Below are 14,453 nucleotides of genomic sequence, written 5' to 3'. Positions count from 1 at the left end.
TATTTCTTGCCACAGTTTACAAAAAAGTAAACTTCGCAATGACACAAAGCGCACTGTTAGGTTTCTAATTGTTTTAGTAAACTTATGTATAGATTTCTGCCTGCGCAGGAATGACAGAATGCTTGCAAACAAGTCTAGCCCTGATTGAAACGACATCCTTTTTGCTTTTTCAGCAAAAAGATATAGAGGAAAGCAGGAAATAGCTTCTAAAGAGATGCCTAAATTTTCTGTAAGACGCTTAATGCCGTTTTTACCGAATCTATTCTTATAAAAGTGATTAATAAACGAATTCCGTTTTTGCTTTCTTTCTCTTTCATTACGCAACTTTTAGGGTTTAGTTGCACGTATTTTAACATTCTTGTAAAAGCATCTGTGTGGTAAAATTCACTTTGCTGGTTCGATACAAAATAGCCCATCATTCTTTTTTGTTTTAGAATAACTTTCTCTAAACCAAGCTCTTTGGCTAGCCATTTTATACGAACAGAATCTAATAAATCTTCTACTTGCGTAGGTATTTCTCCAAAACGATCTATAATTTCAGTTTCGAAAACCTGTAATTCTTCTTCAGATTTTAGTTCACCTAATTTATTATACAAAGCCAATCTTTCTGTAATGGAATTGATATAATCATCTGGGAATAAAATCTCGAAATCAGTATCAATTGTAACCTCTTTTACATATTCTTTTGGTTTGGAATTATCTGTAGGATACAATTCTTTAAATTCATTCTCTTTCAGTTCTTCGATGGCTTCTTGCAATATTTTCTGATAGGTGTCAAACCCAATATCATTGATAAAGCCACTCTGTTCTCCACCTAATAAATCTCCAGCTCCACGAATTTCTAAATCTTTCATGGCAATGTTAATTCCGCTTCCTAAGTCTGAAAATAACACCAAGGCTTCTATACGTTTTCTGGCATCATCCGTCATCATATGATACGGAGGCGTTATAAAATAACAGAAGGCTTTTTTGTTAGAACGACCAACTCTACCACGCATTTGGTGTAAGTCTGAAAGGCCGAAATTATTGGCATTATTAATAAAAATAGTATTGGCATTTGGTACGTCTAAACCACTTTCTATAATGGTTGTAGAAACCAAAACATCAAACTCTCCGTTCATAAAACTGAGCATTAAGCCCTCTAGTTTTTTACCTTCCATTTGTCCGTGACCAATACCCACTTTTGCATTTGGCACCAAACGCTGAATTAAACCAGCAACTTCTTTAATATTCTCTATTCTATTATGAATAAAGAAAACCTGTCCTCCTCTAGAAATCTCGTAAGCAATAGCGTCTCGTACTGTTTCTTCAGAAAAACGAATGACATTACTTTCTATAGGATGTCTGTTTGGTGGCGGCGTTTTTATAACCGATAAATCTCTTGCAGCCATTAAACTAAACTGCAACGTTCTAGGAATTGGAGTTGCGGTTAAGGTTAAAGTGTCTACATTTTCCTTTAAAGTTTTTAATTTGTCTTTTACGGCAACACCAAATTTTTGCTCTTCATCGATAATTAATAGACCTAAATCTTTAAATTGTAAACGTTTATTTGTAAGCTGATGTGTACCGATTATAATGTCTACAGAACCATCATTTACGCCATTTATAGCTTCTGTTTTTTGTTTTGCTGTTCTAAAACGATTCAGATAATCGATTCTAACCGGAAAATCTTTTAAACGTTCTGTAAATGTTTTATAATGTTGAAAAGCAAGTATGGTTGTTGGTACCAAAATTGCAACTTGCTTGCCATTATCTACCGCTTTAAAAGCAGCTCTTACGGCAACTTCTGTTTTACCGAAACCAACATCGCCACAAACCAAACGGTCCATTGGTTGTTCTTTTTCCATATCTAATTTTACATCTTGTGTAGATGTAAATTGATCTGGAGTATCTTCATACATAAAACTACCTTCTAGCTCATGTTGAATGTGTGTATCTGGACCAAAAGCGAATCCTTTTTGGAGTTTTCTCTTTGCGTATAATTGAATTAAATTAAAGGCAACATGCTTAACTCGGGCTTTTGTTTTTTGTTTTATTTTTTTCCAAGCTCCAGAACCTAATTTGTATATTTTAGGTGCTTTACCATCTTTTCCATTAAATTTAGAAATCTTGTGAAGCGAGTGAATACTTACATATAAAATGTCTCTTTCTCCATAGACCAATTTAATTGCTTCTTGTTTTTTACCTTGAACATCAATTTTTTGTAAACCACCAAATTTTCCAATTCCGTGATCCATGTGCGTTACATAATCGCCAATTTCTAATTTATTTAAATCTTGAAGCGTTATGGCTTGTTTTTTAGCGTACCCGTTTTTTAATCTGAATTTATGATAACGTTCAAAAATTTCATGATCTGTATAACAAACCAAACGATTATCTACATCTACAAAACCTTGGTATAATGGAAAAACAACGGTTTCGTAATGAACTTCTTGTTCTGCATCATCAAAAATATCGTGAAAACGTTTTGCTTGCTGATCGTTGGCACAAAATATATAACTGGTAAATTTTGCTTTGTGATACTCTTCTAAATTATCAATTAATAAATTGAATTGTTTATTAAAAGAAGGTTGTGCAATGGTATTAAATTCAATTTCTAACAATTCTTTCGATTGCACTTTCGGTGACATTTCTATCAAAGAAAACTCGTGTAATTGATTTTTTATAAAATTACCATCACAAAATAATTCACTTGGTTTTGCGTGTTTTATTTCTTTGGATAAACTAAGAAAAGCTTCTTCTGCTTTTTGATAAAACTTATCTAGATTACCAACTAATAAGTCGGTGTTTTTTGCAAAAATGACTGTTTTTGAAGAGATGTATTTTAGAAAACTCTCTCTATTTTCTTCCAATGTTTTGTTTTCTACATTGGGCATTATAGAAATTTTCTTCAGCTTTTCTTTAGAAAGTTGTGTTTCTACATCAAAAGAACGGATACTATCTATTTCATCACCAAAAAATTCTACTCGATAAGGTTCATCATTAGAAAAAGAAAAAACATCTATAATTCCTCCACGTACAGAAAAGTCTCCAGGTTCTGTAACAAAATCTACACGTTTAAATTTGTATTCAAATAACACTTCGTTAACAAAATCTAGAGATAAACTCTCACCAACAGCAACTTTTAAAGTATTTTTTTCTAACTCTTTTTTGGTAACCACTTTTTCGAATAAAGCAGTTGGGTATGTTACAATTACAGCAGGTTTTTTACGCGAATTAATTCGGTTTAAAACCTCTGATCGTAATAAAACATTGGCATTGTCTGTTTCTTCTATCTGGTAAGGTCTTCTGTAGGAACCAGGATAAAAAAGCACATTTTTTTCGCCTAATAATTGTTCAAGATCATTTAAATAATAAGCAGCTTCTTCCTTATCATTAAAGATTAAAAGATAAGGTTTGTCTGCTACTTTAAAAGTTTCTGAAATAACAAAAGACAACGAAGATCCGACCAAATTCGATATTTGAAAATGGTTTTTGTCTTGTTGAAGTGCTTTAATTATCTGCGATACATTTGCAGAATTTTGATATTGATTTACAATGTTCTGGGTACTCAACCTGAAATATTTTGTTCAAAGATATTAATTTGAATTTATTAAATATAAAATGTTATACAACTATTTTAATTAACCTTAAACGATACTTGTAGTTTGTCTATTGTAAAATTGCTCATAATGATGCCTCTTTTTCTTGTAGAAAATGATTATTACACTTTGATTTAAAAAAAATATTAAGAAGTAAATATTTAGGTATTAGTTTATTTATTTGCATTATTTTAAGAGCTATTTTTATTGTATTCAAAATAAACATAACTTAACATATAATAAATGATTTATTCTTCTGTTTCATTAGGTAATACAATACATTTGCAAAAAATGTTATTATAAAACCCTCTATATTATCTCCTTTAAATGAACAGAAAACTTAAATTTTTTGTACTTATTTTTTTAGTATTTACACTTCATAATTTCAGTCAGAACGAAGAACATAAATGGGCAGTTACCTTAGGATCTGGGGCTGTGATTTATTCTGTAGAAAATGCACCTGTAGTTGAGGGTAGATATATACCTCAATTTCCAAGAGTATCTGCGGCTAGATATATGTTTAAAAATGTAACTTTTGTTGGTAGTATTTCTGGTACTTATAAAGACAGTCAAAAATATACCACTTTTGATGCTGAGGCTAGGTATGATTTTGGTACTTCAAAAAATACAATTAATCCTTATGTGGTGATAGGAGGCAGTTTTGTGAAGTCTAAACATTTTTTACCAACTTTAAATTTTGGTGTTGGAGGTACGCTTTGGGTTTCTGATCATTTTGGGTTACACGGTCAACTGTTGCATAAGTATAATGATAAGAAATTTAATAGCCAGCGTTCACATACATTTTTATCTGCAGGGTTTGTTTACCGTTTTTCATTATTTAAAGGAAGAAATGGTACTATTGATGGTTTTAATAGAAAACGTCTTTGGGATTAAAGAATAGAAATCAATATTATTTATAAGTTTTCTATTTGAATAGGTTTAATTTAAGGAAAGGGACTTCATGTATCTATTTATAATTGATTTCATTTTTTTACTATTTATATAACCACTTTTCTGTAGTTCAATTTCAAATTTAGAGTTCAATATAATTGATGTAGGATAACTAATTTTATTCTTAATGGATGCCAATTCGTTTGCAAGTTGATGAATTCCTGTGTTTTTACCGGTTGGTTTGTACTTAAATGTGTTGTTTAAAAATAGTATGTCTTTCTTTTCTTCTGCATTTAGTTTTATAAAATAAAAGTTTTTATTTAAAATTTCAATTATTTCTTTGTTTCCGAAGGTGTTTTTTTCCATCGCATAACAAAATTTACACCAATCTGTATAAATGAAAATTACCACTGGTTTTGGCTTTTGTTGATGTAGTATTTCTGTTTCCTCAAAAGAAAAAACATTCAATTCTTTTTCTTGAGATTGAATTGTAAAGCAAATAAATAAAATAATAAAGATTATATATTTTTTCATAAATAAGGATTAAAAGATTGTGTAGCGTACGCCTAAAAAGGCTCTAATTCCTTGGTTAGAAGCGTATACGTAATTTGGATCAAAAGCTAATTCTGGGTTTTGTTCTGTATTAATTCCTTTATCAAAAGGGTTTTTAGAATTATTTATACTATTTGCTGCTGGTGTAAAATTTAAAAGGTTTTTTACACCACCATAAACTTCCCAACTATTATTAAAGTTTTTAGTTAATTGTAGGTTTTGTATACTGTACCAAGGAGAATATTTGTCTCTTGTATCATTTTTTCCCAATAAAGGTAATCGCATTGGTCCGTATAAATTTCCAGTATAATCTATTGTAAAATTATGATGTAACTTGTAAGAAATAGACCAAACTCCACTAAAACCTTCTGTTAATAATTGCCTTGTTTTAATATCGTTTTCTGTTATGGAAACATCCATTAAAGTGGCACCTAAATTAATAGCTAATCCGTTTGTAAATGTAATGTCTGTGTTTAAAGAAACTCCTTTTGAAACAGAATAACCATCTAGATTTGCATATATTATTTTATTAGAATCCGTTTCGTAATCAGGCAAAATTCTATTATTAAAATACGTGTAAAAAGCACTCGCATCTAAGGTGATAAACGAATTTTCTGTATTTATTTTTTTAACATAGTTAATGTTTGCATTCCAAGAAGTTTCTGGGTCTAATTCGCCATTAAATTCTACTTCTCTAGCACCTGTTAACGCAGCATGGTCTTCTGTAAAAACATTGGCAACTCTAAAACCGTTACCAACACTAAGTCTAATAATATCAGCATTGTCTTTAGAATTCCATTTGTAATTTACTCTCGGAGAAAAAATACTACCATGCAAACTATTATAATCCCATCTTGCACCAATAAGTAATTTATTTTGCTTGTTTAAGCTAATTTCATCCTGAAGAAAAACACCTGGTAAATGAGTTACAGAAGCTTTGTTTGTAATTCCGTCTTCCTCAAAAGTAGCAAAAGTATTATCATCATAAAAAGTATACCTATAAGCAACTCCTAAAAGTAAATCGTGTTTTTCCTTAATCTGTTTGTTATATACAAACTGACCAAAAGCAATTAATTGTTCAGCGTCATAAGCATCTGTTCCGTAAAAGGAATCTTGATAATGTCCGTTTGCACTAAATTGAAAATTAATATTTTCTGATGTAGGCAATTCATAGGTTCCAAAAGTTTCCCATCTATTCGTGTAAATACTCTCACCATATTTTATATCTGTCCCTCTAAACTCCTTTTCCCAATCCATTTCGCCACCCCAACGATCTTCATAAACATATCTACCAGCAACTGTAAAGACTTTATTACTTTCTCTTTCAATATTTATTTTATTAAAAAGAGATATTCTATTTTGAAGTGTTAAGTCTGTAAATCCATCATTATTATTATCAATTCTATTCTGATAATTAAAGTAATTAACCCCCAATAAACCTTGCGTTTTTTCTGATAATTTATAACGTAAACCAATGTCTGTATTTACTTCTCCCCAAGAGCTAGCAAAAACATCTGTTGTTAATGCGGGGGAGTTAGATGGTTTTTTGGTGATGATATTTATAATTCCTCCTACTGCTTCAGAACCATACAATGTAGATGCTGGTCCTTTAACAATTTCTACTCTTTCTATTAATGCTTGCGGAATTCCGGTTAACCCGTAAACGGTAGACAGTCCACTTACAATTGGCATTCCATCAATTAAAACAAAAGTATAAGGGCCTTCTAATCCGTTAATATGAATATCTCCCGTATTACAAACATTACAGTTTAATTGCGGCCTAACTCCGTTTACATTTTGTAAAGATTCAAAAATTGAAGGAGTTGGATTTTTCTTAAAAAAAGTTTTACTATAAACCTCTATAGGAACAGAACTGTTAGATTTTGTAACTGGTTTTAAAGTGCCAGAAATAACAATTTCATCTAAAGAACTATCTTCTACTAAAGAGAAGTTCTGCGTAATTTTTTGATTTTTATCAATAGATATTTTAATAGATTTAGTTTTATAACCAATACTACTTGCAACAAGTGTGTAATTTCCTTTTGGAATGTTTTTTAGTTGATAAAAGCCGTTTTCGTCAGAAGCTGCTCCGATTTTAGTCTTTTTCAAATAGACATTTACATAAGGCAATGCATCTGAGTTGTTATAGATTTTACCAGAAATAGTGTTATTCTGAGAAAAAATAGAATTTATACTGATAAAAGCAATAAATAAGAAGAGTCTTTTTAGATTCATTTGATTTTAATTTTTGACAAATATAATTTAATTTTTAGACATGTCTAAAAATATATTTATTAAAATTAAAAAGTATATCTTTGTAATATAAAATTTGTAGATGTTTACATTTTCCGAAGAAAATTATTTAAAAGCAATTTATCATTTAGAATTAGATGCTGATAAAGGAATCAGTACAAATGCTATTGCTAAAAAGTTAGAAACAAAAGCTTCTTCTGTAACAGATATGATTAAAAAGCTATCTGAAAAAGAGGTGGTTGTTTATAAAAAGTATAAAGGTGTAAAGTTGACAGATTTTGGAAAGAAAATTGCAGCAAATATTGTACGTAAACACAGGCTTTGGGAGGTTTTTTTAGTTGAGAAATTAAATTTTTCTTGGGATGAAGTGCATGATGTTGCAGAGCAGTTAGAACATATCAAGTCAGAAAAATTAGTAGACCAGATAGATGCTTTTTTAGGTTTTCCAACGCACGATCCTCATGGAGATCCTATTCCGGATAAAGACGGAAATTTAAAAACAATTGAAAAAAGTTTATTATCAACTTTATCAAAAAACGAAAGTGGAGTTTGTGTGGGTGTTGATGATTCTTCATCAGAATTTTTAAAATTCTTAGATAAAAAGGGCATCACGTTAGGAAAAAAAATTACCGTTTTAGATAAAGAAGATTTTGACAATTCTTTATCAATTTTAATAGAAGAAAAAAAGCTGTCTATTTCATATAAAATAGCTAATAATTTATACATTCAAAAAACATGAACACTTACAATCCTGTAACAGCGCTTTTGGTATTTGGTGTCGTTATCATACTGTTGTTTTTTATTTTTAATCCTAAAAAAGGACTCTTTTTTAAGTATTTAAAAGCACGTAAAGAAAATGAAAAAACGGCTATAGAAGATGTTTTAAAATTATTGTATCATAATCCTGACACCTCGAAAGATACTATTTTTGATGAGCTAGAATTTAGTCATAGTTTATTACTAGAAAGTATTGAAACCATGTTAGAAACAGGTTTGATGGAAAAAAAGAATGAATTATTCTCTTTAACAAACGAAGGAGATGAGTATGCGTTAAGGATTATTAGAGCACATCGTTTGTGGGAAAAATACTTATCAGAAAAAACAGGTTTTCATAAAGAAGAATGGCATAAAAGAGCAGAAAAAAAAGAACATGAGTTGTCTGGAAAAGAGGTAGAAGATTTGTCTACGCTTTTAGGAAATCCAAGATATGATCCTCACGGAGATCCAATACCTACTAAGGGGGGTGAAGTGCCTAAGAAAAAAGGAATGTTGCTTTCTAAATTACCTGTTTTTAATTTCGGGAAAATTATTCATATAGAAGATGAGCCTATTGGTGTTTATAAGCAAATTTTAGCGAAACACATTCATTTAGATTCTCAGTTTTATATGAAAGAAGTTAATGAAAATCGCATTGTTTTTGAGTCGGAAGGAGAACAGTTTGTATTAACACCAAAAGTGGCTAAGAATATTACTGTAATTTCTTTAGATAAGGCAGATGTAATAGAAAAAGACACCATGCGTTTATCAAATTTAGAAAGTAATCAAAAAGCTCTTATTATTGGTGTTTCTAAAGAGTGTAGAGGAGAAAATAGAAGACGATTATTAGATTTAGGTTTTGTAAAAGGAGCCACTGTTAATGTAGATTTATTAAACCCTTTAGGAGATCCAAAAGCATTTTTAATTAAAGGAACTGCCATTGCGTTAAGAAAAGACCAGGCGGTTAAAATTTTAATTACCAAAGTATAAAAATATGAAAACGGCAACAAAATCAGCTTGTGACACTTGTGTACATCATAATTTAGACGGCGTAAAAAAATTAGGCGTAGATACTGAAAATGTAGACTTTGTAATTGCATTAGCAGGAAACCCAAATACCGGAAAAAGTACTGTTTTTAATGCATTAACAGGTTTAAGGCAACACACAGGTAATTGGCCAGGGAAAACGGTTACAAGAGCAGAAGGCGCATTCGAATATCAGCAACAAAAATATAAGTTAATAGATTTACCGGGTACGTATTCTTTAATGTCTCGATCTGAGGATGAGGAAGTTGCTAGAGATTTTATCCTTTTTGGTAAACCAACTTTAACGGTTATTGTGGTAGATGCAAGTAGGTTAGAGCGTAATTTAAACTTGGTATTGCAAATTTTAGAAATTTCTTCGAATGCTGTTTTGTGTTTGAATTTAATGGACGAAGCAGAGAAAAATAATATAAACATAGATCATAGAAGTTTATCAAGAGAATTAGGTATTCCTGTTGTGCCAACAAGTGCAAGGTCTAAAGAAGGAATTCCGGAATTAATTGCTGCAATTAGCGATTTAGCAAACGGAAAAATAGTTTGTAAACCTTATAAAATAAAGAGTATTCCAAAACACGTAGAAGATGCTGTTCAAAAATTGAGCAACGCTATTAAAGAAGAATATCCAAATGTTTCAAATAGCAGGTGGTTAGCTTTTAGGGTTTTAGAAGGAGATACACATATTTTAGAAGCCTTAAAAACAGGTGATTTTATTTAATTTTTAAGAAATGGAAACAAAAAATATTGATAAAATTATAGAGTTATCTAATGAGTTGCGCTGGCAAATTGGCGATGATTTTCATGATAACTTAACCGAGGCAATTTATGCTGATGCTTCTAAAATTGTAGAAAAAACAGTTGTAAAAGATGATAAAAAAGGCGCTTTTTATTTAAATGCAAAAATAGATCGAGTAGTAACAAGTAAAATTTGGGGTTTTCCAATTATGCTTTTGCTGTTAGGTTTGGTGCTTTGGTTAACAATTATTGGCGCCAATTATCCATCATCAATGTTGGCTAGTTTATTATTAGATACGGTTCATCCTTTGTTAAAAGAAGGAGCATCATCTGTTGGTTTTCCTTGGTGGTTGTCTGGTTTTTTAATTGATGGAGTTTATTTGTCAGTTGCTTGGGTAATTGCAGTAATGTTACCGCCTATGGCGATATTTTTTCCGTTATTTACTTTATTAGAAGATTTTGGGTATTTACCAAGAGTCGCTTTTAATATGGATGCACTTTTTAAAAAATCTGGTGCACACGGTAAACAAGCCTTAACAATGAGTATGGGGTTTGGTTGTAATGCAGCGGGAGTTGTAGCAACACGTATTATTGATAGTCCTAGAGAACGATTAATTGCAATTATTACTAATAATTTTTCTTTGTGTAATGGTCGTTGGCCAACACAAATATTATTAGCTACCATATTTATTGGAGCTGTTGTTCCATCAACATATTCTAGTTTAATTTCTTTAGTTGCCGTTGTTGGAATTGCCGTTTTAGGAATCTTTTTTATGTTTTTCTTTTCTTGGGCATTGTCTAAAACAGTCTTAAAAGGAGAGGTTTCTACTTTTAATTTAGAGCTTCCACCTTATAGAACACCGTTATTTTGGAAAACGATTTATACGTCTTTAATAGATAGAACATTAATTGTTTTATGGAGAGCAATTGTTTTTGCAGCGCCTGCAGGAGCGGTAATATGGTTAATTTCTAATATTTTTATTGGTAATGAAAGCATTGCAGTATATTTAATTCATTCTTTAGATGGGTTTGGATTTTTACTTGGTTTAAATGGTGTTATTTTATTAGCGTATGTTGTTGCTATTCCTGCCAATGAAATTGTAATTCCGTCTATATTAATGTTAACAGTAATGGTAACTGGAGTGGCTGGTGGCGCTGGCGCTGGAGTAATGTTCGAGTTAGATTCTGTTAGTGCAACGGGAGATGTTTTAAGAAGTGGTGGTTGGACCTTGTTAACGGCAATTAATGTAATGTTGTTTAGTTTACTGCATAACCCATGTAGTACAACTATTTACACAATTTATAAAGAGACAAAAAGCGTAAAATGGACGGTAGTTGCTACCATGTTACCTGTAATTGCAGGGTTTATAGTAACTTTCTTAGTGGCGCAAATTTGGAGAATTTTAAGTTAATTGATAAAAATAAAACCAAGGATTAAGATAAATTTAAATACTTAATTTTGTATTTTGCAGTAAAATAAACTGTGCAACAATCATCTACTTTTCAGGTTTATAATGCTTCTGCAGGAAGCGGAAAAACCTTTACGCTTGTAAAAGAATACATAAAAGTCTTATTAACTTCTGATGATATTTTTTCGTTTCAGAAAATATTAGCAATTACGTTTACCAACAAAGCCGCTGGTGAAATGAAAGAACGTGTATTGTCTAGTTTAGAGGATTTTGCAGACGGAGAAGAAAATGATTTATTCAATATAATTATCAATGAAATTACTATTGATAAATCTATTATTAAAGAAAGAAGTAGAAAGATTTTAGATGCAATTTTGCAAAATTATTCTGCTTTTTCAATTACTACGATTGATAGTTTTACACATAAGATTATTAAAAATTTCGCTTTCGATTTAGGTTTGTCGCTTAATTTTGAAGTAGAAATGGATGCCGTTTCTCTTTTAAACGAAGCGGTAGATGTTTTAATCTCTAAAATAGGAACAGATAAAAAGTTAACAAATCTTTTAATTGATTATTCTTTAGATAAAACCGATGATGATAAATCTTGGGATATTTCTAGAGATTTAAGCGAGTTTGCAAGAATTTTACTAAATGAAGACGATGTACAGCATTTTAGAAGTCTTGCAGATAAAAAGTTAGAAGATTTTACAAACTTAAAATCAAAACTATACAATCAACAAAAAGAATTAAAAGAATCTGTTATAAAAATCGGAGAAGAATGTCTTCAATTAATAGAAAATAACGATTTAGAGCATAAGAATTTTATGCGAGGAACGATTCCTAAATTCTTTGCAGATTTAAGCGTAAAGTCTGTAAATATCGATTTTATCAAACGAAGTGAAACTATAAAAAAAGCGATAGAGAATAATCAATACTATTCAAAAACAACATCAGAACTTATTGCAAGTTCTATAGATCAAATTGTTCCGGATATTGTTCGTTTATTTAATGAGGCTGAGTTAATTTATCAGCAATTCTCTATGAATAAATTAGCATTAAAAAGCATCATCCCTTTAGCGGTTTTAAATAATATCAATTCAGAATTAGAACAGATAAAAGAAGATAATAATATACGGTTAAACGCAGAATTTAATCAATTGATTTCTGACAATATAAAAGATCAGCCAGCACCTTTTATTTATGAAAGGATAGGGCAGCGTTTTCAGCATTATTTTATAGATGAAATGCAGGATACTTCTGTGTTGCAATGGCAAAATTTAGTTCCGTTAATAGACAATACCTTAGCACAAGAAAATAGTAATTTATTGTTGGTTGGCGATGGTAAACAAGCAATTTATAGATGGCGTGGCGGAAAAGCAGAACAGTTTATCGAGTTAGGTTCAGATAGAGTAAACCCTTTTCATGTTCCTAAAGAAATTAAAAACTTAGAAACCAATTTTAGAAGTTATTCAGAGGTTATCAATTTTAATAATTCGTTTTTTCAGCATACGGCCAATTTCCTTCAAAATGAATCGTATAAAAATATTTTTATCGAAGGAAATAAACAAATTGAAAATGCTAAAAAAGGTGGTTTTGTCTCGTTAACTTTTCTTGAAAAAAACGAAGATAAAGAGATTGAGAAAGTAAAGTATCCGCAGAAGGTTTTAGAAAAGATTCTACAATTAAAAGAAAACTTTTCTTTGAGTGAAATTTGTGTGTTAACACGTACAAGAAAAGATGGAGTTGCGGTTGCTAATTATTTATCAGAAAAAGGAATTGATATTGTTTCATCAGAAACTTTGTTGCTTAAAAACAGTGCAAAAGTTACTTTTATTGTGGATGTTTTAAAAGTGTTACAAAACCCAAGTGATGAAGAAACAAGGTTTGAAATGCTGTATTTTTTACATCAACATTTACAAGTTGAAAACCCGAAACATGTCTTTTTTAATGAATTCGCTAAAGCTGATAATGAAACTATTTTAGGGTCTTTAAAAAAATACGGAGTATTATTTGAGGTTTCAATGTTTCATCAGTTGCCTTTTTATGAGAAGGTAGAAGAAATTATTAGAGGTTTTAATTTGATAAATTCGTCGGATGCATATATTCAGTTTTTTCTGGATGTAGTTTTAGAACAACAAAGAAACGGAACCGATGTTGGTGCATTTTTAGAGTTTTGGGAACTTAAAAAAGAACGTTTAAGTATTGTTGCGCCAGAAAGTGCTGGTGCTGTTCAGATTATGACGATTCATAAATCAAAAGGATTAGAATTTCCGGTAGTTATTTTTCCTTGTGATGTTGATATTTATCGACAGATAAAACCAAAAGCATGGTTAAATAAATTGCCAGAATCTTATGAAGGTTTCGATGAGTTATTGGTTGATTACAGTAAAAGTCTAAGCATTGTTAGTGAAAGAGGTTTAGATATTTACAATATGCAAAGAGAAGAATTAGAATTAGATAATTTTAATCTATTGTATGTTACTTTAACCAGGGCTGTAGAGCAATTACATGTTATTACTGATAAAAAAATATCCTCTAAAGGAGAAGAAAACACTAATTTTTATTCAGGTGTTTTTATCAATTATTTAAAACAAGAAAATCTTTGGAATGAAGATTTGTCAGAATATTCTTTTGGTGATGAAAACCGCGTTAGTATAAAAAAAGAAGAAAGTTCTGTTGCAGAAATTCATCAGAAATTTATTTCGACACCATGGCAAGAGCATAATATTGTCTTGTTAGCAAATTCTTCTAAATTATGGAATACAGAACAAGGTAATGCCATTGATTTTGGAAACCTATTTCACGAAATTTTTGCTAAAATAACTACCATTAATGATGTTGATAATGTTGTTGAGTCGTATCATCAACAAGGAGTTTTAGATGAAAAGCAAGCGGTACTTATTAAACAGAATTTTAATGATGTTGTAAAACATCCAAAATTAGCCATGTATTTCTCTGAAAACTTTGCTGTTTTTAATGAAAGAGAAATTGTAGATGTAGATAATCAAGTTATAATTCCGGATAGATTGGTTTTTATTGATGAAAACAAGTTGGTTATTATAGATTATAAAACGGGGAATCCTTCGGATGAACATCATCAACAGTTACTAAAATATGAGAAAATTTTAAAATCAATGCATTTTATAGTTGATAAAAAAATACTGATTTATATAAATGATAAAATTGATGTTGTTGAGGTATAATCAAAAAAAATAAAGTTTGTAACTTTACATTT

Annotated in this window: 9 protein-coding genes; 6 read left to right on the top strand and 3 right to left on the bottom strand. The window is 30.3% G+C overall.

Annotation, left to right across the window (positions count from 1 at the left end; all coding sequences use genetic code 11):
- Positions 1-218 precede the first annotated feature (218 nt).
- A complete protein-coding gene (mfd, locus tag GQR92_RS10380) occupies positions 219-3,554 on the bottom strand; it encodes a transcription-repair coupling factor (protein WP_158839272.1) in 3,336 nt (1,111 codons plus the stop codon).
- Between the two features lie 354 nt (positions 3,555-3,908).
- Here mfd and GQR92_RS10375 point away from each other — a divergent pair, with 354 nt between their 5' ends.
- Entirely contained in the window at positions 3,909-4,475 is a 567-nt protein-coding gene (locus tag GQR92_RS10375; protein WP_158839271.1) for a hypothetical protein, read from the top strand.
- A 45-nt stretch (positions 4,476-4,520) separates the two neighbouring features.
- Here GQR92_RS10375 and GQR92_RS10370 read toward each other — a convergent pair whose 3' ends face one another.
- Positions 4,521-5,006, bottom strand: a complete 486-nt coding sequence (locus GQR92_RS10370; RefSeq protein WP_158839270.1) for a thioredoxin family protein — start codon at positions 5,004-5,006, stop codon at positions 4,521-4,523.
- A gap of 9 nt (positions 5,007-5,015) precedes the next feature.
- The gene (locus GQR92_RS10365) at positions 5,016-7,259 is read right to left on the bottom strand and encodes a TonB-dependent receptor (RefSeq protein ID WP_158839269.1); all 2,244 of its coding nucleotides are present in this window, start codon (positions 7,257-7,259) and stop codon (positions 5,016-5,018) included.
- 100 nt (positions 7,260-7,359) lie between these two features.
- On the opposite strand from GQR92_RS10365, the gene GQR92_RS10360 reads away from it, so the two are divergent.
- From GQR92_RS10360 to GQR92_RS10345, 5 genes are all read left to right on the top strand, one after another.
- A complete protein-coding gene (locus tag GQR92_RS10360; RefSeq protein ID WP_158839268.1) occupies positions 7,360-8,016 on the top strand; it encodes a metal-dependent transcriptional regulator in 657 nt (218 codons plus the stop codon).
- Positions 8,013-9,023, top strand: coding sequence for a metal-dependent transcriptional regulator (locus GQR92_RS10355; RefSeq protein ID WP_158839267.1), 1,011 nt, complete (start codon positions 8,013-8,015; stop codon positions 9,021-9,023). The genes GQR92_RS10360 and GQR92_RS10355 overlap by 4 nt, the downstream gene beginning before the upstream one ends.
- Before the next feature lie 4 nt (positions 9,024-9,027).
- A complete protein-coding gene (locus tag GQR92_RS18250; protein ID WP_441339128.1) occupies positions 9,028-9,792 on the top strand; it encodes a FeoB small GTPase domain-containing protein in 765 nt (254 codons plus the stop codon).
- Between the two features lie 10 nt (positions 9,793-9,802).
- Complete coding sequence (locus GQR92_RS18245) at positions 9,803-11,221, top strand: nucleoside recognition domain-containing protein (RefSeq protein ID WP_441339127.1); 1,419 nt, start codon at positions 9,803-9,805, stop codon at positions 11,219-11,221.
- A 71-nt stretch (positions 11,222-11,292) separates the two neighbouring features.
- Positions 11,293-14,421: a UvrD-helicase domain-containing protein gene (locus tag GQR92_RS10345; RefSeq protein WP_158839266.1), complete on the top strand. Its 3,129-nt coding sequence runs from the start codon at positions 11,293-11,295 to the stop codon at positions 14,419-14,421.
- Positions 14,422-14,453: the final 32 nt, after the last annotated feature.

The sequence above is a fragment of the Polaribacter sp. L3A8 genome (assembly GCF_009796785.1).
Lineage (GTDB): Bacteria > Bacteroidota > Bacteroidia > Flavobacteriales > Flavobacteriaceae > Polaribacter.
This window is presented reverse-complemented; position numbering and strand designations above follow the sequence as displayed.